At 45.1% G+C, this 20457-nt stretch carries 14 protein-coding genes; 5 read left to right on the top strand and 9 right to left on the bottom strand.

Annotated features, from left to right (window positions below; translation table 11 throughout):
- Window positions 1–87 precede the first annotated feature (87 nt).
- The 8 genes from ACYX4N_RS03010 to ACYX4N_RS02975 all read right to left on the bottom strand — a co-directional run bounded on the left by ACYX4N_RS03010 (window position 88) and on the right by ACYX4N_RS02975 (window position 8760).
- A complete protein-coding gene (locus tag ACYX4N_RS03010; protein ID WP_476055569.1) occupies window positions 88–1593 on the bottom strand; it encodes a sensor histidine kinase in 1506 nt (501 codons plus the stop codon).
- 76 nt (window positions 1594–1669) lie between these two features.
- Window positions 1670–2752, bottom strand: coding sequence for a methyl-accepting chemotaxis protein (locus ACYX4N_RS03005; protein ID WP_474856573.1), 1083 nt, complete (start codon window positions 2750–2752; stop codon window positions 1670–1672).
- Between the two features lie 150 nt (window positions 2753–2902).
- Window positions 2903–3301 (bottom strand): hypothetical protein, encoded by a 399-nt coding sequence (locus tag ACYX4N_RS03000; RefSeq protein WP_474856574.1) that lies wholly within the window; start codon window positions 3299–3301, stop codon window positions 2903–2905.
- A gap of 45 nt (window positions 3302–3346) precedes the next feature.
- The gene (locus ACYX4N_RS02995; RefSeq protein ID WP_474856575.1) at window positions 3347–4654 is read right to left on the bottom strand and encodes a sulfite oxidase; all 1308 of its coding nucleotides are present in this window, start codon (window positions 4652–4654) and stop codon (window positions 3347–3349) included.
- A 58-nt stretch (window positions 4655–4712) separates the two neighbouring features.
- Window positions 4713–5717 carry a YeiH family protein gene (locus tag ACYX4N_RS02990; RefSeq protein ID WP_474856576.1) on the bottom strand — a complete coding sequence of 335 codons (1005 nt, stop codon included), beginning with the start codon at window positions 5715–5717 and terminating at the stop codon, window positions 4713–4715.
- A gap of 4 nt (window positions 5718–5721) precedes the next feature.
- On the bottom strand, window positions 5722–6729 hold the full coding sequence (locus tag ACYX4N_RS02985; RefSeq protein ID WP_205676496.1) for a TauD/TfdA family dioxygenase: 1008 nt from the start codon (window positions 6727–6729) through the stop codon (window positions 5722–5724).
- 9 nt (window positions 6730–6738) lie between these two features.
- Complete coding sequence (locus ACYX4N_RS02980; RefSeq protein ID WP_474856577.1) at window positions 6739–7692, bottom strand: aldo/keto reductase; 954 nt, start codon at window positions 7690–7692, stop codon at window positions 6739–6741.
- 318 nt (window positions 7693–8010) lie between these two features.
- Window positions 8011–8760 carry a GntR family transcriptional regulator gene (locus tag ACYX4N_RS02975; protein WP_474856578.1) on the bottom strand — a complete coding sequence of 250 codons (750 nt, stop codon included), beginning with the start codon at window positions 8758–8760 and terminating at the stop codon, window positions 8011–8013.
- Between the two features lie 98 nt (window positions 8761–8858).
- On the opposite strand from ACYX4N_RS02975, the gene ACYX4N_RS02970 reads away from it, so the two are divergent.
- From ACYX4N_RS02970 to ACYX4N_RS02955, 4 genes are all read left to right on the top strand, one after another.
- On the top strand, window positions 8859–9611 hold the full coding sequence (locus ACYX4N_RS02970) for a TSUP family transporter (protein ID WP_474856579.1): 753 nt from the start codon (window positions 8859–8861) through the stop codon (window positions 9609–9611).
- Window positions 9612–9783: 172 nt separating this feature from the next.
- Window positions 9784–11850, top strand: a complete 2067-nt coding sequence (locus ACYX4N_RS02965) for a glycoside hydrolase family 31 protein (protein ID WP_474856580.1) — start codon at window positions 9784–9786, stop codon at window positions 11848–11850.
- A 16-nt stretch (window positions 11851–11866) separates the two neighbouring features.
- Window positions 11867–13594 (top strand): solute:sodium symporter family transporter, encoded by a 1728-nt coding sequence (locus ACYX4N_RS02960; RefSeq protein WP_474856581.1) that lies wholly within the window; start codon window positions 11867–11869, stop codon window positions 13592–13594.
- Window positions 13595–13885: 291 nt separating this feature from the next.
- Window positions 13886–16294 carry a TonB-dependent receptor gene (locus ACYX4N_RS02955; protein ID WP_476055568.1) on the top strand — a complete coding sequence of 803 codons (2409 nt, stop codon included), beginning with the start codon at window positions 13886–13888 and terminating at the stop codon, window positions 16292–16294.
- 127 nt (window positions 16295–16421) lie between these two features.
- On the opposite strand, the gene ACYX4N_RS02950 is transcribed toward ACYX4N_RS02955, so the two are convergent.
- On the bottom strand, window positions 16422–17363 hold the full coding sequence (locus ACYX4N_RS02950) for a cation diffusion facilitator family transporter (protein WP_476055567.1): 942 nt from the start codon (window positions 17361–17363) through the stop codon (window positions 16422–16424).
- 394 nt (window positions 17364–17757) lie between these two features.
- On the opposite strand from ACYX4N_RS02950, the gene ACYX4N_RS02945 reads away from it, so the two are divergent.
- Window positions 17758–20442, top strand: coding sequence for a family 16 glycosylhydrolase (locus tag ACYX4N_RS02945; RefSeq protein ID WP_476055566.1), 2685 nt, complete (start codon window positions 17758–17760; stop codon window positions 20440–20442).
- Window positions 20443–20457: the final 15 nt, after the last annotated feature.

The following is a 20457-nucleotide window of genomic DNA, read 5'->3' as shown; positions in this document are numbered from 1 at the left end:
TAGAACATAAACAGCCGCTGTCTAGCTTAAGCAAAAAATTAGAGAAATTTTACATTTTATCAGTGAGTTAAAAAAGCACTCTATACTTTAGACCAGTGGCAATACAACAGACACTTTTGTGCCTCTGCCTTCAGCACTTACAATATCAATCCTGCCATTATGCTCCTCGACAATGGTCATAGAAATTGACATACCCAGCCCGGTGCCCTCGCCTGGTGGTTTAGTTGTGAAGAAAGGTGTAAAAACCTTGCTGAGCGTTTCTTTTGACATGCCTCTACCCTCGTCTTCAACGATGAGACAGGCACTGCCACCCTCCTTCTGTACTTTTAGCGTTATGCCTTTCCCTTCAGGTGTGGCATATATCGCATTGGTTAAAAAGTTGACAAGCACCTGCTGAATTTGTCCTGAGTTGCCGTTAAAGAAAGCATCTTCCTCTGGTACTTCAAAGCGCACTGTATTGCGATAACGATGCAAATTGTTGGTAAGCTTAATCGCTGTATTCATGGCTTCGATAGCGCTAATTTCGGAATGCTTGCCCGAACCCGGATAAGAAAAACTTCTTAACGCTTTCACGATTTCGATAATACGCTCTATACCTTCATGAGACTCATCAAACATTTCCGCAATTTCGGTTGCACTGTCTTTAAGCGAAAAACGCTTTTCAAGCGCCATAAAATGCGCTGCAACGTCACCACCAGCGTCTTTACAAAGGTTACCTATTTCCTCAAGCGCACGCTGATAGTCGTTAAAGATATCTTTTGCAACGACAGTATTACTTCGCACATAACCAATAGGGTTGTTAATTTCATGGGCGATACCTGCGGCTAGCTGACCTAGCATGGCCATCTTATCTGCACTGACCAATCTTTCTTCAAGGAAGTCCCGATCCTTTTTCACGTTACTCAGTTCTCGTTGCCTAGTATTTAGTTCACTTTTCTTATTTTGGTATCGAGAGGTGATGTTGAGGTAGTGCTTTGTGGTATCTAAAACGTAAAGCGTTTCTTCTTCTAGGTTATCGTCTTTGGTCAACAATACTAACCACGTATATTCCCCTTTCGACATTTCATGCATAAAGTGAAGTAAGCGAGACTCTTTTTCTGTTTCAGGCTGTATTACTGCACTAACACACCAGTGGGAATAGCTTTCTCGTAAATCTAATGGTGTTTCCTGCTTGATAAATTGCGCTAACGTGGGTGACGTAATCCAGCCCTGCCCCTGAACCAGCACGCTGTCATCGTTACCAATGATGAGTTCGCCATCTCTTACGGTAAAAGCTTTGCCGCAAAACGCACCGCTAAACTCTACGGCAGATTCAAGGGCCGAAAATATGTAACTTTCTCCGGATGTTGCTTGAGTAAGTTGGGATGCTGTTCGATTAAGGTAAAGAAGCTCTCGCTCCCTCTGTTTAGAGTCTTTGAGTGCTTTGCGTAATGCCTGATTGGCTAAATAGGCATCTTGCGAATAAGTTTCTAAGAAAGATTCAGCGTTTTTACGTGCAATCTTTTGACGCTTAAGCTGTCGCTCTAGCGAATTAACACGGGCTTCAAGCGCACGAATGCGTTCGTTTTCGGTGGAATACGATGTTTCACTCACCTAAAAGCCCTCCATTGTGCGTGCCCGTCAATTATAAGAGCACGCTTTATTTTGTGTGCTTCAGCGCTTGATAGTTTTAACCGGCCAAGCGATCAAGAAGCATCATTACACGCTCGCTCGCCTGTTCCATTTCTATAAGTTTTGCATCTGCCTCAGCAATATTACCCGCTTGTTTTGCTTTTATTGCTGCAACACCACTACTATGCACTTTTGCATGCGGCGCTTCAATCTCTCTAAAGGCTGTCGTCTGACCGATAGGATTAGTTGAATTTTCATTATACCATTGTCCTAAACGACAACTTACGTGATCGCTAAAGTCAGCTGCTGATTTGTTACTGAAGCCACAGAGCACCTCATAAACCCCTGCTTTCCACACCACGTGATCTAATTTTACAGTTTGAATGAACGTAGCCATTGCGCCTTCGCTAATGGTGGTCTTCATGCTGTCGCAATGTTGAACCATAGTCTCGTAACTGCTATTAAGCTGGTTAATGCCTGTTTCTAACTCTTCATTGTTACCACGCAGTTCATTAACACCTGACACCGCTTTCGATGTTGATTGGATAATACCGTTTACAAGCTCTGATACTTCTGTAGCAGACTTATTTGTCTCAGTTGCCAGTGCTCTTACCTCGTCAGCTACAACACTAAAGCCTCGTCCAGCATCACCTGCACGGGCCGCTTCAATCGCTGCATTTAAGGCAAGTAAATTAGTCTGATCAGAAATGCTGGTGATAGTGGTTACAAACTTATTGATATTGTCAGCTGTAGTAGACAGACCAGAAATACGCTCGCTCATACTTCCCATCTGAACATTCAGGCCGCTCATGTCAGATACAATCTTGCTCAATGTAGAGGCCGATTCACTAAATAAATCATTTATATCAACAATAGACTGACTCTCGGCATTAATGCGTTCGTAAGAATGTAAAACCGTTTCGCGAACGCCCTCAACCTGTGACAGTGAATCTACTAGACATTTAACTACTGTGGCATTGGCAGATGAAACATCTTCGTGCTTAGCAATCTCTAAAGCGGCAGTCAGCTCTGCATTTTCGGCTTCAAGCAAAGACACCCTGTCTAACGTTTCTTGAAGTCGCTTTTCTAGTAGCTGAACTTGCGCTTCTTTTTCTTCGAATTTGCTGCGTGATACAAACATGTTTAGTTACCAATAATTTTTATAGAGTTATTTTGTTCAGACTAACAGAGGTTATATCGTCTTAGCCATTAGTCTGAAGTAGCGTTATTGTTTGATTATCGGCAGAAAATTATAAAACTGAGGGGATAAATTAAACTATTAGCTCTGCTTTTAGTTTGCAGGCAGTAAATGAGGTGGTAGAGGCGCACGACGAGCGCTTTTTTTAGGGCCATACCAGGTTGATAGATAATCTAATATCGTTGGTTCTGCCTCACCCAGTGACCACAGCTTCTGTGTGTTTTGCATCCAGCGGATAGTCTCAAGCCACCTTTCACGGCTCATGGCATTCTGAGTAATAAGAGAAGTCGAGTGACAGGCACTGCAATGGGCTAACACTAAGTTAAATCCTTCTGCTTTTACGAGGCCTGACTGGGGATCCACAGCAGGCTGCACGTGCTCTTTTGGTGAATTTGTCATGCTTTTCGTATTATTCGTCTCAATATCGGCCGCTGCAACGGGTAGATGAAGGACTCCTACTAGGGCAATAAATCGAACCATTATGCTAGCCATATCAATTGCCCCACTTAACATACATAAAATCTCGTACTCATATACCTACACCACACGCACAGCGATACGATGACAGGCATTGTTTAAATACCCTTTTGGATTCCATCCAGGTAACACCATAGGCTGTGATTTTCCATGCTCATCTTGTGCTTTAGCCCATACTTCGTAATAGCCCTGCTGGGGGAAGTTTATCTGCGTGCTGAACTGCTGCCATGCGTGTCTGTTTGCCGGTGCGTTCAGCTGAGCAAGCTGCCAGGTTTGGCCAAAATCAATAGAGGTAAACACCTTGGCAATTTTGCCTTCACCACTCCATGCATGTCCCCGAACGGTTAGCTTTTCTTTAAGAGAGTGGTCGCTGCCAGACTTTGGAAAGGTAATAAGCGACTTAACTGGCATAGCTTCAATAATACACATGTCTTCGTCGGCAACTTTCGCGCCAGGCGCTACAGGTTTACACGGCATCCTATAGGCTTTACCCAGCATTTTTGCACCGTCGTGCACGCGGTCTCGAATTACAATTTTCTTAAGCCACTTACCTGACGTTGATGCAGGCCAGCCACCAAATACAAGCCGCAGCGGGAAGCCGTTCATTAAGGGAAGCGGTTCATCATTCATTGCCCACGCGATTAACGACTCGTCCTCCATCGCTTTGTCGATGGGCACGCCTCGCGAAATAGCCGCTTTGCCCGGTGTTCGGCTTAAATGCTGATCGTCACCGTAATAACCAATGTAAACCGCATCATCTTTAACACCCACGGCCTTTAAAACATCGTTTAGCCTTACCCCCGTCCAGCGTGGGCAGCCTACCGCTCCCGTTGTCCACTGGTTACCGGTAGCGGCCGGTGAGAACTCGGCACGCCCATTTCCGCCACACTCAAGCGTTAGCTGATAGGTGTAATGCTTAAATTGAGCTTTTAGTTCTTCAAGGGTAAAGGTTTTTGACTGTGCTGCAGACTCCCCTTCAATAGTAAGCGTCCAGCTGCTTGCATCTGGCGCTTGCGGGGGAATACCGTTATTTCTTACAAAAAAGCGCGAAGCGGGAGTAACTGCATCATCCAGTAGGTGTGCTGGTGTTTCTGCGTTTAATGGTCTGTCATTGAGTATGGTTAACCCATCTTTACCTTTTATTGAAAAAGGTGTGTCAGCTTGGGCAAATGCAGCGGGAATAAGACCCGCTGGCATAAATTGTCCGTACACCACTTCGGCACCGAGTAGCAAAGACAGTGATTTCAAACCTTTGATAAAGCCTCGTCGGGTTAGCTTATCACTGGTTCTTTGAAAGACCTGCTCATCGGCTTTTACAGGGTCTTTGGCATAAAGTTCGTGAAGACCGTGTTTTTTCACTGAGACCACCTTATTAGTACAATCGACTTATGTTTAAAATGTGCTGCCGTAAAATGATGAAATGCCTTTACATGGTGTATAGAAAACCAAGAATGAGCAGTGCAATCCAAAGGGTTTCAACCACTATCATGACTATTGGAAGCATGCCGACTTCGGCAAGCTTGCCTAAGTTTGATTTCATACCGATTGCCGTAATGGAAACAACTAAAAAGAAACGAGAAACCTGCGTACCTGCTTCAATCAAAAATTCAGGTAACGTTACAAAACTATTGAGCAGCATTAGTGCAATAAAACCGATGAGGAAAAGCGGCATTTTAGGTACTTCACCGCCCTCTGCTTGAGTACTGGCTTTATAGAATCTTTTTATCACAAGCATCATAATCAGTACCACAGGCATGAGCATGGCAACGCGAACCAACTTGGTAAGGGTCGCCATATCACCCGCACTTTCTGACACTGAGTAACCAGCCCCTACTACCTGCGCTACATCGTGAATTGTACCGCCTAGAAAGATTCCAGCTTCGGTATCTGTCATACCTAACTGCCCCGCGATTATGGGATAAAGCACCATGGCGATAGTAGACATAGCCGTTACACCAATAACGGTAAGTAATGTATCTCGCTCGTGGTTTTCGCCCTTTGGCAGTATTGTAGAGATGGCTAGCGCAGCAGACGCACCGCAAATAGCGACGGAGCCGCCGGTTAGTGCACCAAAGCGTTTTTGAAGTCCTAGCGCTTTTGCCAAGCCTACGCCCAAAACAATGGTAGTAAAAATGGCGCCAGCGAGCATGAGCGCTGTTTGCCAACCTAGCACTGCCAGGTCACCTAGGGCTATTCTTAAGCCCAGTAAAACCACACCCGCGCGAAGCAAGGTACTTGCGGTAAAATCGATACCGCAAGCGCATGGCGTATCGTTTTGGTATAAAAACGAAACCGCCATGCCTAACAATAATGCGAATAACATAGCAGGGGCATTGTAGTGCTCACTTAAAAACAAGGCCGCCATGCCCGTGATGGTGGCAATACCCAGCCCAGGCCAAATGTTTTTACATTTTACTGCTATGTCATTCATGGTATTAACGCTCTGAAGCAACCAATGCCACAAGCACTACACGCTTGCGATCGCCAGAGTAGGGACGACGGCCGTGCATCGCACGATAGTTATCGACAATTGCCACGTCCCCGTCTTGCCACTCCAAATCAAACGTGAAGTCTTCAGAAAGCTCAGCAATACGCTCTAGCCCTTCTTTCGGGATAGCGCTGCCGTCACCAAACGTAATGGCTGAAGATGGGTTCTCGCGAACGCCTTTCCAGCCCATGTAAGCTGCAATAAGCTGGTTGTAGAACACTTCAGAACCGTCAGCTAACTCAATGACTGCTGGAAGTACAGGCGTAATAGCTTTTAAGCTACCGTCTTCCATCCACTCCCAGCTGTAACCTAGTTCTTTAAGCTTAGCTTCACCCTCTTCTACGGTTTCAACACTCAATGTACTTTTCCAGCTACGCCCTTGACCTGAATTGATGTCATTTGCTGCAGGCATGGTAGTGGTGTACTTCAGACCTTTTTCTTTAAAGTCCCTTGCCAGTTCGGGGCTTTCCGCTTTCAATGCTTCAAACAGTTTGTCTGAACGACACAACGGCGTAGCACCGCCCTCATCTGCTGCAGTTTTACAAAAGAAGAAAAGCTTACTTGGAGAAATAGGTGTTTGAGCCATTTCGTGATGAAGAAAAATCTCTACATCTTTAGGTGCTTCGTTAGCGGTAAATACTCGTTCGGTGTAGTTAATACGCACCGCGTTGGACAGCGACTCTTGATAAGTAAAGTTAGGATAGCCGAAGCCTGCTGAAAAAACGTCAAAGGTCTCTGCTGAATCTAGAGGAAACCCTCTAAACAGCAGCGCACCAGATTTAGCAAGTTTTGCTTCAAGTTCTGCCTGATTCGCTTTAACAAAAGCAACCGTTTCCTCTACAGTGGAACAGCTTTCATTGTTCACGACTATTTCAGGGAACACGCCGCCGTTGTAGTTGTGCTGAGTAGGTACGCTTGCATACGCTACCGCAGAGCTGTCATTGACGTTTTTCATAGTTTACTCCTAGTCGTAAATGGGGTGGAAACGATTAAAGGCTGCTTCGCAGAAGTGACCCGGATCGTTAAATCGACGATTCATGTTTAATGCAGAAATAGCCTGCATTTCACTTTCACTTAATGAGAAATCGAAAAGCGCCAAGTTCTCTTTCATGCGTTCTACTTTTGACGTTTTCGGAATAATCGCGTTGCCGCGCTGAATGCCCCAACGCAATACAATTTGCGCTGGCGTTTTACCGTGGGCTTTTGCAGCAGCTTTCACTACGTCCTGCTGAAGTACTGATTCAGTCTGGTCAGCCATTTCAAGCTCTAGGTAAGAAAGCGCACCTAAAGGGGAGAACGCGGTAACATATAAGCCATAGTCTTTTGCTAAACGAATTAAACGTTCTTGGGTAAGGTACGGATGAGATTCAATCTGTAGCATAGCTGGCTTAATGCGCGCATAGCTCATTAGGTCGTTAAGCAGGCCCGTGTTGTAGTTACACACACCAATTTGTTTTGCTCTACCACTATCTGCTAGCGCTTCCATGGCTTCCCATGTTTTGTAAAGCGGCACAGGAGCAAGCTCCATCTTTGGTTCAGCTGCATCAGGATCGTAAAACCACTCTGGCGGATACCGTGTTTCGATTGGCACGAACTTTTGCGCGATAGGGAAGTGGATAAGATACAAGTCTAGGTAGTCTAGCTGTAAATCAGATAGCGTTTTTTCAAGCGCTAGCTCTACGTGTTCTGGGGCGTGAAACGTATTCCAAAGTTTCGAGGTTACCCACAACTCTTCTCTGGTACACAGACCTTCATCAATAGCACGCTTTATGCCTTCGCCCACTTCTTTCTCGTTGCCATAGTCAGCTGCGCAGTCTAAATGGCGATAGCCAGCTTTGATTGCTTGGTATGTTGTTTCAGCACAAATGGCAGTATCTACTTTCCAAAAGCCAAAACCTACCTCAGGTATCTTATTCATTGCTTCATTCACCTTAGAATTTGTTGCATTAAGCTAATTAGTTTTACTTTAACAGTATGCTCTTGTATGACTTCAGCTTCAAACTTTAGTCTTGTATAAGACATAAGTTATTACACAGGCACTCTTATGTCAACAAAGTGTTAACAAACTAAATTAAAAGATCGAGTTTTGCTTTTAATGTTGGGATTGGATAACGCTTGTACCCCGGTTTCGGGGGGCGGGTATGTTGAGCGGACGTTTATTTACGTCCGCTTTTTAGGAAGCGGTCAGCAGTGTGGACGATAGAAATGGCCTAGAGCCGACTAGAAATGAAGCAAGTTAGTCAAGTTCAACTTGATAATGATAGTGGTCGGTTCTGCATTTACTCTCGCGATACTCTATTAATTTGCCATCAATAGATTCTGTGACACGAGTGACCAAAAGTAAGGGCGCTCCCTTTTCAATACCTAAGCTTTTCGCATCACTTTTTGACGCTAGAACGGCTTTAATGCTGTCACGGGTTTTAAACACGGTTTGGTTATAATCCGTTTGATAAAAGTGATACAAAGTATGTGGAATATCTTCGCGTTGGTGAATGTCGGGAAACATTTTGAAGGGCAAAAATATCGTTTCTAGCATACAAAATTCGTTTTCGAGTATGCGTCTGCGTTTAAGCTTTATCGTTTTGTCTTTTGCCGTTAAAGCAAGGGCTGCTTGGACCGTTTCATTCGGCTCAACCAGTTCTTTACTGATGAGTTCTGCTTTAGGTAAATCGGCGCCTTTTCCGTCAGCTTGTAACGGGAAAAAGCGAAATAATGCATCTTGAGCGGTATGTTCAGAAACGAATGTGCCCACCCCTTGCCTACGGGTTACTATTTTAGTGTCGGTAAGCAGTGTTAACGCTTTGCGAACGGTTCCCTGACTCACTTTGAACTCGTCTGCAAGTTTAAACTCACTAGGCAGCATCTCACCGGGTTGCCATCGACGCTCCACAATAAGTTGCTTAATGTATTCAGCTACCTGTTGATACAGAGGCTGAAAAGCGAGACTTGGACCGCTGAGTTTGTGATCGAATTGAGATGAAGACATGAACCCTAACCTAAACGCTTAATTATTGTTTTTATATCATACACAAGAGTTATAGCGCATTTTTGACTTAAATCACATACATCGTAGGAATAACATACATGCTCTTGGAAACACTGCTCCCCATGTTCGCCCTTTTAGGTCTTGCGACGCTCTTGCAAACATTAAGCGGGTTTGGCTTTGGGTTAATGGTGGTGTCTAGCTTCACCTTGTTTGGTATTATGCCGCTTACCGCAACTACATTCATGGTAAGCTTTTTAAGCCTTTTTAACTCGGTAAGCCTGGTTGCCAGAAACCGTGACCAGATTAACACGCGTGCATTTAAAATCTTACTTATTAGCGGAATCCCTTTTATGGCAGTTGGCTACGCGCTGCTAGAATACTTATCAATAGGCATGGCAACATGGTTAAACCTATTGCTGGGCTTCGCTATTTTAAGCTGCTGCGGGCTTTTACTGGTTAAAAGAAAACGTGGGCAGCCGTCTGGTAGTGCCTTTGGATTTACTGTTGCGGGCGGTCTTGGCGGAATGTTAGGCGGGCTTTTCTCTACGTTCGGTCCGCCTGTGGTATTTCAGTGTTACAGACAAGCTTGGCCAATCAATGAAATACGCTTTACTTTATTGGCCGTATTTAGCGTAACCGCATTAATACGTCTTGCTATAGTACCTTTTGGTACACTCCCTTCAATAGACGTTATGATTTCTGCACTACTCGCAGTACCAGTAATTATTATATTTACAAAAATCGGCCGCGTAATGGCAGCACGAGTTTCAGCATCTTCAGTGAGGTTATTAGCGTTAACCATGCTTGCGTTAAGTGGCGTTACGCTAATTGTGAAAAGCATAAGCTTTTAAGCCTTCTTCGCTCGTATTTCGATAACGGAGAAAAAGCTTATATCACTACAATAGCAAATCAGAGATGACCACATCCCGATCTAAATCTTTATAATTTGCTAATTGCAGATTGACACCCAAGTTACATTTCATTAACTTATGTCTTATATAAGACATCAAGGGTAATGTAGAAATGAGTAACGCTTTTTGTGTAACTGAACCAGATTGGAACGATATTGAAGCTGCCGACATCACTGAGCAGCCCTTTTTGTCTGACGATAAAACACTTATCGTCCCTACGCAATACGGTGAGTTGAGCTTAAGTATCAGCCAGTTTGGCTTACGCATTCAAAGTGACGTTAACGCCACTGACGACTTTGCTATGCTTACACAGTCGCCCGATAAGCAAACGTTAGTGTATTCAGGTGACAAGTCGCACAGCACACTTGTCGCTGGCAATTATCGTTTAGAAATTTTTGCTTCTCCTCTACATTTTAAGCTGTATAAAGATGATGTGCTGGTTCAACAAAGCGCTACCGACGGCCACTTCGTGCGCCAGCATCGTTTACCGCCCTTTGCTAAAACAGACAGCGGATGGTTAGTGAGCCTAGAGCTTGGTTATGATGAGGCGGTTTACGGTCTTGGCGAGAAATGGGGCAAGCTTGATAAACGCGGTCAACTAATTCGTTCATACAATCACGACGCCCTCGGCGTAAACGCGGAGAAGTCGTACAAAAATACCCCGTATGCGTGGAGCCCTGAAGGCTGGAACCTTTTTGTACATACACCTGCACCTGTCACCCATGGCGTAGGATATGCACTTTGGTCACAGCGAGCGTATGTATGTTTAGTAGAAGATAGTCTACTCGACGTATTTTTGTTCCACCAAGACTCACCGGCCCAAAGCATTAAAACCTACAGTGAATTAACCGGTTTTGCCCCTACGCCACCTACGTGGAGTTTAGGCGTGATTCTTTCTAAAGCGTATTACAAAGATGCGGATGAGCTGCTCGCGGTTGCCCGTGAAGTACGCGAAAAGAATATGCCCTGTGATGTAATTACTCTTGACGGTCGTGCATGGCAAGACACGGATACTCGCTTTGCTTTTGAGTGGGACCCGAAGCGCTACGAAGATCCACAGCCGGTTATTGATGAGCTCAAAGCGTTAGGTTTTAAGATCTGTGTATGGGAATACCCCATGATCTCAGTGAAAAACCCTCTTTATAAAAAAGCTGCAGAAAAAGGTTGGCTGATAAAGGATAAGCGCACTGGCGAAGCGTACCGCTATGAATGGGATTTGAGCCCATTTGGGGAAGTGCTTACGCCACTGCCAGACTCAGGTATCTTAGACTTTACCAATCCAGAAGCTTATGAGTTTTGGAAAACCTCGCACAAACCTTTATTTGACCTTGGTGTAGACATGATCAAGGCCGACTTTGGTGAGCAGCTAGAAGACGATAATATGCTGTCTTACAGTGGTGATTCCGGCAATCGCCTGCACAATGTTTACAGTATGCTTTATAACCGCTGCGTTTATGAGGCAGCTGCGGCTTACTGCAAAACTGGCCCATTCTTATTTAGCCGTTCTGCTTGGACGGGAAGCCAGCGCTATCCATCACAGTGGGGCGGCGACCCGCAAGCCGATTGGCACGGCCTCGCGGCAAGTATTCGTGGCAGTTTGTCTTGGGGTATGTCAGGCGGACCTTTTTTCGCCACAGATATCGGTGGTTTCTACAAAGATACCCGAGATGCAGAGCTCTATGTACGATGGGCGCAAGCATCAGTATTTAGCGCCCACATGCGATTGCATGGTATTGGCCCTCGTGAACCCTGGTCATATGGTGATGAAGCATCAGATGCCGTGTTTGACGCATTAAAGCTGCGCTACAAGCTTATACCTTATCTAAAAGAAACCGCAGAAAAAGCATCTCTTACAGGCCTGCCGGTTCAGCGAGCTATGGCGTTAGCCTTTCCTGACCAGCCGCTTTCTCACGCTTTTGAACAACAGTTTATGTGTGGTGATGAATTGCTGGTTGTGCCTTGTGTCGTGCCTGGCGGCAAAATTAAATACTATTTACCTAAGGGTGAGTGGGTGCGCTTTGGTACCGATGAAGTCGTGCAGGGTGAGCAATACAGGGAAGAAATACTTGCGCTAAATGAAGTGGCGGTGTTCATCCAAAAAGGCAGTCGCATAGTAATGGGACCAGACGTTCAGCATACCGATATGGATATGTCGAATATCTCGCACTGGCCAGCATAGCGCTTAGGAGTTGTTCATGGATATTACCCTTACCCTATTGTCATGTATGGCATTTATGGCGATCGTTGCCGCTATCTCTTACATGAAAACCAAAGGGGAAGTTAACACACAAGATGGTTACTTCCTCGCAGGAAGAGGGCTGACCGGCACCTTTATAGCCGGGTCCATGATCCTTACCAACCTCTCCGCTGAGCAGCTTATTGGCTTAAACGGCTCTGCCTTCGGCTATAACCTTAGCGCGATGGCGTGGGAAGTAACCGCAGGTATCTCTACCATAATTATGGCGCTTATTTTCTTGCCACGTTATTTAGCGGGTGCGTTCTCAACCCTACCTGAGTTTTTGCGAGACCGCTTCGACGACAGCGTGCGTAGAATGACGGTAGTACTATTTATGGTGGGTTACTCGTTAGTAACTATTCCATCGGTACTTTATTCAGGCTCCATTGCAGTTTTGCGACTGTTCGATGTACCGGGTCTTTTTAACGTAAGCTATGAGGTGGGTCTGGTACTTACCATCGTCATAGTCGGTACGATTGGCGCTCTCTATGCCATTTTTGGTGGCTTAAAGGCAGTAGCCGTATCAGATACCATTAACGGCGTAGGCCTTTTAATTGTTGGGTTGTTAGTCCCTATACTTGGTTTAATTGCTTTAGGCGACGGAAGCTTTAGTGACGGCCTTTCGACTATTGCGACAACGGAAACAGAAAAGCTCAATGCCATCGGCGGCGCTGACGATCCTGTCCCCTTCGGTACAATTTTTACTGGTATGATATTAGCTAACCTGTTCTATTGGGGTACAAACCAATACGTTATTCAAAGAACCCTTGGGGCCAAAAACTTGGTTGAAGGTCAAAAAGGCGTGCTGTTCTCAGGCTACTTTAAAGTGCTTGTGCCCTTTATGATGATGCTACCTGGCGTTATTGCTTATCATTTATACCAAGATGAAAACCTTCAAACTATCGACCTCGCCTACCCTCATTTGGTTAAAGACGTACTGCCACAGTATTTGTCAGGTTTTTTCTTAGCTGTATTACTTGGTGCGGTGTTTAGCTCTTTCAATTCACTGCTTAACAGTGCTGCCACACTATTTTGCTTAGACGTTTATAAGCCCTTCAAAAAAGATAAAGTGAGTGACGAAAAGCTAATCCGCGTTGCAAAGATCACCAGTATTGTTATCGCTGTTTTGTCTTTTATCACTGCGCCACTGCTTATGTTTGCACCAGAAGGCTTATGGCAAATTATTCGCATATTCACTGGGTTCTACAACATCCCTGTCATCACCATTGTGCTTGTGGGCTTGTTTACTAAGAGAGTGCCAGCCTTAGCCGCTAAAGTAGCTATTATTTTCCACGTGATCGCTTACGGGCTGCTAAAGTTCGTTTGGGAAGTGGATATCAATTTCATTCATATTTATGCCATTCTATTCGCTATAGAACTGACCATTATGTTAACCATAGGTAAGCTCTATCCAATGGCTACACCATGGCACTTTACGCCGAAGGCCGAAGTTAATATGACCCCATGGCGCTACGCTATCCCCTGCGCCATTGTGCTGGTTGGTCTTATTGCTACCTTGTATTTGATGTTCTCCCCAGTGGGCTTTGTAGGCGGAATCAGTAACATCTTTATACCGGCTTTAGTTGGCTTGTGGGCAAGTTGTTTCGCTGCCATTGGCATAAGCCTTAAATGGTGGCGAGTAAAATACGAGCAAGGCCTAAAGCGCCTTGCTTCTCAGCCGGCTTAAAACGAACGCTTCGCTCCTGTATAGAAAAAACACAAAAAAATTAACATAACATTTGCAAAGAACTTAACAATTGTTTAACTTAATTACTCTTATATAAGACATCAGATGAAAGATATCTTTTATAAAGACTGGTAATGACAAATCACATAGTGCGGCGTTTTAAATGATGCCCCTTGTGTAGCTAAAAAAAATAAAAAACCAAACACCGTCTACGTACAACGGTTGATATATCCGAAAAATGTTGGCCATTGTTAGTTAGAGCGAGATAAGCGAAATACCCTGGAGAACAACATGAATACAAAAAGATCGATCATTAGTAAGGCGGTAACCCTTGCTATGACATCTGGATTGCTGCTTAACGCAAATGCCTACGCGCAAGATGCAGAGACTGAACAAACCGAAGCTGCAAAAGACGATAAGTCATTCGAGCAGATTGTCGTAACCTCACAGAAACGTGTACAAAGTATTAGCGATGTTCCTGTAGCAGTATCAGTATTACGCGGTGACCAGATAGAGTCGGCTTTCGCAAATAATGTTGAGAATCTTCAGGCTCTCGTCCCATCGGTAAGTTTTCGCAAAGGTACCACAACCCGTAACTCTGCATTAACGGTTCGGGGTATTGGCACAATTTCATTTAGTATCGCAGCAGAGCCAAGTGTGGCGACTGTGGTAGATGGTGTGGTACTAGGCCGCTCCGGACAGGCTTTTGCCGATCTATATGACGTTGACCGTATAGAAGTTCTGCGCGGCCCACAAGGTACACTTTTTGGTAAAAACGCGTCAGCCGGCGTGGTAAACATCACAACAAAAGATCCGTCACAGGACTTAACCGGGAGCCTTTCTACTGAATTTTATCAAGACAACGAATATCGTTTAAAAGGCACGGTGAGCGGTGGTATAACAGACGACCTTTCAGCTAGCTTGACCGTGTTTCAAGGTAAATTCGACGGTTATATAGACAACGTTTACAACAACGAAACGGTAAATGGCTATGACCGTGAAGGTGCGCGCGCCGTAGTGCTTTACGAGCCAACTAACGATTTAAAAGTTAAATTTATTAGCGAGTTTTACAGTGCTGATGACGACTGTTGTGCCGATTTAGAAGGCGTATCAAGCGGTCGTAATCCAGACTCAGAAGCAGCACCTAGCAGTGCAACTATTGCTGACGGCATTGATTTAGAACAGCGTCAAATCGACCACGATTTTGAGTCTCGCACCATCGACGACCACTCAGCTTTCTCTGTGCAAGTTGATAAAACTGTTGGTGATTATACTTTCACCTCAATTACTGCGCAGCGTTCGTGGGAAAACACTGAATTCCGCGAAGGTGACTTTACCTCAATTGCTGGCGACAGCGACCAGCCAGTTTTCGGCGTACCTTTCCAACTGCACGATGTGGGTGAGCAGGAATGGAGTCAATTTTCTCAAGAATTCCGTGTTGCTTCAAACCTAGCAGGCCCATTTAACTTCCTAGCGGGTATGTTCTATTGGAACATGGATTCTGAGCGTAACTTTACACGTGATGCAAGCTGCCAAAACAATAATGGTCAGCTTGATCAGGCACTCTCTTTTTATGCAGAAAACAATTTATCAGGGGACGACCTAACCAACGCGCTATCAGACCTAGACGCTTATGCTGATTCGCTTGGCGTATCATGTAATGCAAACGATATCGTCTCTGCCACTGCATTTATGAGCACCGAATTTAATAACTGGGCGGTCTATGGCGATGGTACTTACGACTTAAGCGATGATATGCGCCTTATCTTCGGCCTTCGCTATACCGATGATGAAGTGTCGTACAAGCATCGCCGTATTAGCAACGATGAATATGGTCGTCGTGGTGTTGGTGTACGCCCAGCTACCGAAAATACGGATGCCGAAGGTGTGGTAGATGAAACCAATCTGTCTGGTCGTGTAGGTCTTCAATACGATCTTGACCAAAATCAGATGGTTTATGCAACTTACTCACAAGGCTACAAAGGCCCTGGTTTCAACGTTTACTATAACTTTAATCCAGTCAACGATGGTCGACCTATCGGCGCTGAAGAATCTGACGCTTTCGAGATAGGCTACAAGTACGCAAGTCGCGACCTATTGTTAAACGTTGCCTTGTTTAGCACCGACATTGAAGGCTTTCAAGCGAATAACTTCGACTGTTCAGACGGTGCATGTATTACCCGTCTTACTAATGCCGGGGATGTTACCACGCAAGGTATCGAGCTTGATATGATGTGGAATGCAACCGACAACCTAACTCTTATAGGTGGCGCTGCATACACGAAGGCAGAAATCGACGAGTTTAACTGTCCTGAAGAAGCGACATGTACTGACCGTTCAGGCCTTGATGTTCCTTTTTCACCAGACATGAAATACTCGCTAACCGCTGAATACTTCATGGAAACCGAGCACGGCTTCGATGTTTACTACAACGCGTCGTATATTTACACCGACGAACAGTACTCTGACTTACCGGGCAACACAGGTGAATTTAATCCACACTCATTGTTACCTGACTACAGCATGCTTAACGCAAGCGTGAGTTTCTCATTCAAAGACGATGCATTCCGCGTATCTTTGATTGCTAAAAACTTACTTGATGAAAGCTATGCAACGACGTATAGCGGCGATAACTTCCGTTATCAAATCCCTCGCGACGCTGACCGTTATTACGGCGTAGCCTTCAAAGCACAATTCTAAACCTTCAAAGCGTGTGTGTTTAAAGGGGCGTATATACGCCCCTCTTTTTTGGTTGCGATAACTTAAACACTTAGCCAGTAAAGAACATAATTAACTAACGGCTCCCTATACCTGCATTTATTGTGTACTAATTTATCTCGTCGTGTTCATGCTGATGAGAATGGGCATGCAAATGATCATTCTCATCGCGGCATGGCTCCCCTGGTAATTCAAACTCTACGGTTGTATGTGCAAGTGCAAATGGCGCAAGACGTTCATGCACCAGTGTTTTTAATTGGCGTAATTTATCATTGTCGATAGCACAATTAATGACGACATGAGCGGTGAGTACATGTTGTTCACCATCTAAAGACCAAAAGTGCAAATGGTGAACTTCTTCAACATGCTCCATAGACAGCAAGGCTTGGCTAATAGCCTTTCGCGTAGATTCATCAGGCACACCTTGTAAGAATAAAGACATAGTCTGCACAAGGTATCTCACTACGTTTATTAAAATAAAGAGGGTAAAACCAATCGATAGTATTGGGTCGAGAATTGGCCAATCTACAAAATGAAGAACAATGGCAACAACTAACACTGCCACCCAACCCAGCGCATCTTCAATTAAATGCCAGTTAAGCACTTTCTCATTCATTGAATGGCCACCATGAAGCTTATAGGCCGCGAAACCATTTACCAGAATACCCAGTATCGCGAGCCCTATCATGCCTTCCGTTACAGGCATCTCTGGGCTGTATAGACGAGGAATTGCCTCGGACATTACCCAAATTGAACCAAGTATTAAAATGAGACCGTTAATCATGGCTCCCATTAAACTTAGCCTTTTAAAGCCATAGGTATACTTTTCGGTGGAGGCTTTGTGACCTAGTTTACTCAAGTACCAGGCTAATCCAATTGAGAGGGAATCGCCTAGGTCATGAACAGCGTCTGCCATTATAGCCACACTGTTAGTGAGCCAACCGCCGATAAACTCAATAATGGTAAAGGTAAAGTTCAGCCAAAATGCCCATCCGATACGAGTGGAGTCTTCCTTAGAAGAAGTAGTGTCGACATGATGATGATTATGCATGGGCTATACTCTTTTTGAGCTATAGAGAAAGCTTATCGTGAAGCACTATTTGTTGCGAGCGAAATGCTCAAAACACCTTATTAACAACAGCGCCTCTTTATTTGTAAATGACGAGTGAAACGCCAAATTAAACTTTTTCAAAGAAATACAAAAAATAATATAAGTCACTGATATAAATATTATTTTTATGTTTATTGACGATATATGCCTATTCTACTAAATGTTAATTTTTTGAGAACAGTATTGATCTTTACGTGTCAGTGGCTTAATGTAATGTAAGCGCTTTCAAACAGCCATTTTTATTTGACCCATTTTGTAAGCGCTTACACAAGCTTTTTACGTGGCATTTGCCACAACATAAAAACCCAATTTCTTTTGATCAGGGCTGAAAACAATGACGAAAAAAGCATCTCAACTCTCGCGGATAGCTGCCGCGATCTCAGTCACAACCCTATTTGGCTGTGGAGGTGGAGCAACAACCTCTACAGATATCGACGTTGTTGACGCAACGGTTCCCGTTACCGACTGGGAGCTTGTTTGGAGCGACGAGTTCGATGGAACCAGTATTAACGATGATAACTGGACCCATGAAGTAAACTGTGACGGTGGCGGTAACAATGAAGCCCAGTGTTACACAGACAGCGAAGACAATTCATTTGTGTCTGATGGTAGCCTGAAAATTGTCGCGCTTCCTGCCGAAGAAGGTGCCCCAAAACCGTATACGTCAGCCCGATTAATTACTCAATACAAAGCCGATTTCAAATACGGCCGTTTTGAATTGCGCGCTAAGCTACCAGAAGGTCAAGGTAGCTGGCCTGCATTCTGGATGATGCCTACTGATTCAGTATATGGCGGCTGGCCGCGCTCTGGTGAAATCGACATTATGGAAGCGGTAAACCTGAAAGCAGCAGACGCAGACGGTAACCCTGAAAACCATATTTACGGTACCCTTCACTATGGTCAAGAATGGCCGAACAATGATAGCTCTGGTCAAGCGTATTCTCTTCCTGATGGCACGAACCCAGCTGATGACTTCCATACCTACGCTATAGAGTGGCAGGAAGGTGAAATTCGCTGGTACATGGACGGCTATTTGTATGCCACCCAGCGTCGCTCTGAGGTGCGCTATAACGCAAATGGTGATGCAACAGGTCTTTCCCACCGCGGTTGGTACACTGAGTACTTTGACCAAATTACCGGTGAACTTGAAACCCAATGGAATAACGCCCCTTACGATCAAGAGTTTTTCATGATCCTTAACTTCGCTGTGGGCGGAAGCTGGCCTGAAGCAGTTAACGAAACGGGCATAGATGCAGATGCATTCGTAGACGGCCAAACGTTTGAAATTGACTACGTGCGCGTTTATGAGTGCGCTTCAAATCCTGACACTGGTAAAGGTTGTGAGACTGTGCGCCCTGGTTACGACAGTGTAGATGATGCTTTGGTTGAGGGCGCTGCCCCCATCCCTTCTCCACCTTCTACCGGCATTCCACAAGACTTAACTATTTTTGGTGGTACACCTAACCCTAACTGGGCAGCGTGGGATTGCTGTGGTGGCTCTACACCTCAACTTGTTGAAGATACTGAGCTAGGTCAAGTTTATGAATTTACCTTTGGCGCAGAACCTACGGTAGTCGGCTTTATCAGTCGCGATGCGTTTCTTACTGACCCAGAAGGTGAAGCCTCTCCATTTGATGCCTCTCCCCTTGAAGGCATTGGTAGCTTAAAATTTGATTTAAAACTTGTTTCTGCACCTAATAACGCTGAAGCAAACTGGAACCTGAAAGTTGAAAGTACTGAAGCAACGACAGACGCCTCATTTTCACTGATGAGCGGCTACGTTGGACCTTCAGATACTGCACCTGCTACACCGCAAGTGGGCGTATGGGAAAGCTATCAATTTCCTATCAGTATGTTTGCTGAAGCAGAACTAGATACCAGCGCCATTGATACCATTATGATTTTCCCTGACTGGGGCGCAGGTGAAGGTGCCGTTTATCAAATTACTAATGTAGAAATTTCGCAAGACGGTGCGGTTGCATACCCTGAACTCACTATCTTCGAAGATGGCCAAAACCCTGATTGGCCTATGTGGGACTGCTGTGGTGGCTCTACCCCAACTGAAGAAATGGATGACGAAGAGCACGGCTTAACTGCGGAATTCCGCATCGGCGCAGAACCTACAGTAATGGGCTTTATTACTCGTTCTGCCGCTGGTGGTGGTGATACTCCATTTGATGCAACTGCACTTACAGATGGTGGTCTTCTACAATTCGACATGAGAGTAGTGAGCGCTCCTAACAATCCAGACTCTACATGGCTATTTAAAGTTGAGTCTAACGATGCATCAACTGCGGTAGAACTACCATTGGCGGATAGCGTTGAAGGTCAAGCTCCTGTTGAAGGTGAGTGGCAGACATATACGTTCCCTATTTCTGACCTACAAGCACGCGGCTTAGACGTTAGCGCGATAGACGTCATCATGGTGTTCCCTGCTTGGAGTACTGGTGAAGGCGCCGTGTATCGCCTAGACAACGTAAAAATATACCACCCTGACAGTGGTCAAGAAGCGCCTTCAGCGTCTGGCATTACCTTGTTTGCAGACACTGCGGCAGACCAATGGCGTATTTGGGATTGCTGCGGTGGCTCAACGCCTACCGAGGAAGTTGATGATGCAGACCACGGAACAGTAGCTGAGTTTCGAATTGGCGCAACGCCAACGGTAATGGGCATTATTGCCGATGACGGTCACTCTTACGATGCGTCAGCACTACTAGCCAATGGCGCTGTGCGATTTGAAATGAAAGTAAGCTCTATGCCTAACAATGCTTCTGCGCCTTGGTTATTCAAAATTGAATCTATCGACGTGTCATCAGCAGTAGAGCTCCCTATTTCGGCTAGCCTTGAGGGTGTAGACCCTGTTGAAGGCGAATGGCAAACCTATACCTTCCCTCTTCAAACGCTGTACGACTTAGGTCTGGATATCAGTGCAATCAACGTCATCATGATGTTCCCTGCATGGGGCTCTGGTGAAGGCGCAGTATACCGCGTCGATAATGTTGAAATTGCAGCGCAATAGCAAAGCATGTGTTGC

The organism is Alteromonas sp. ABH4_452 (assembly GCF_056311825.1).
This window is presented reverse-complemented; position numbering and strand designations above follow the sequence as displayed.

Excerpts from the sequence above, each read along its gene's own strand:
- ACYX4N_RS03000 (WP_474856574.1), bottom strand. The coding sequence starts at position 3,301 with ATGGCTAGCATAATGGTTCGATTTATTGCCCTAGTAGGAGTCCTTCAT.
- ACYX4N_RS02955 (WP_476055568.1), top strand. The coding sequence starts at position 13,886 with ATGAATACAAAAAGATCGATCATTAGTAAGGCGGTAACCCTTGCTATG.
- ACYX4N_RS02965 (WP_474856580.1), top strand. The coding sequence starts at position 9,784 with ATGAGTAACGCTTTTTGTGTAACTGAACCAGATTGGAACGATATTGAA.
- ACYX4N_RS02985 (WP_205676496.1), bottom strand. The coding sequence starts at position 6,729 with ATGAAAAACGTCAATGACAGCTCTGCGGTAGCGTATGCAAGCGTACCT.
- ACYX4N_RS02950 (WP_476055567.1), bottom strand. The coding sequence starts at position 17,363 with ATGCATAATCATCATCATGTCGACACTACTTCTTCTAAGGAAGACTCC.
- ACYX4N_RS02975 (WP_474856578.1), bottom strand. The coding sequence starts at position 8,760 with ATGTCTTCATCTCAATTCGATCACAAACTCAGCGGTCCAAGTCTCGCT.
- ACYX4N_RS02960 (WP_474856581.1), top strand. The coding sequence starts at position 11,867 with ATGGATATTACCCTTACCCTATTGTCATGTATGGCATTTATGGCGATC.
- ACYX4N_RS02945 (WP_476055566.1), top strand. The coding sequence starts at position 17,758 with ATGACGAAAAAAGCATCTCAACTCTCGCGGATAGCTGCCGCGATCTCA.
- ACYX4N_RS03005 (WP_474856573.1), bottom strand. The coding sequence starts at position 2,752 with ATGTTTGTATCACGCAGCAAATTCGAAGAAAAAGAAGCGCAAGTTCAG.
- ACYX4N_RS02980 (WP_474856577.1), bottom strand. The coding sequence starts at position 7,692 with ATGAATAAGATACCTGAGGTAGGTTTTGGCTTTTGGAAAGTAGATACT.
- ACYX4N_RS02990 (WP_474856576.1), bottom strand. The coding sequence starts at position 5,717 with ATGAATGACATAGCAGTAAAATGTAAAAACATTTGGCCTGGGCTGGGT.
- ACYX4N_RS02970 (WP_474856579.1), top strand. The coding sequence starts at position 8,859 with ATGCTCTTGGAAACACTGCTCCCCATGTTCGCCCTTTTAGGTCTTGCG.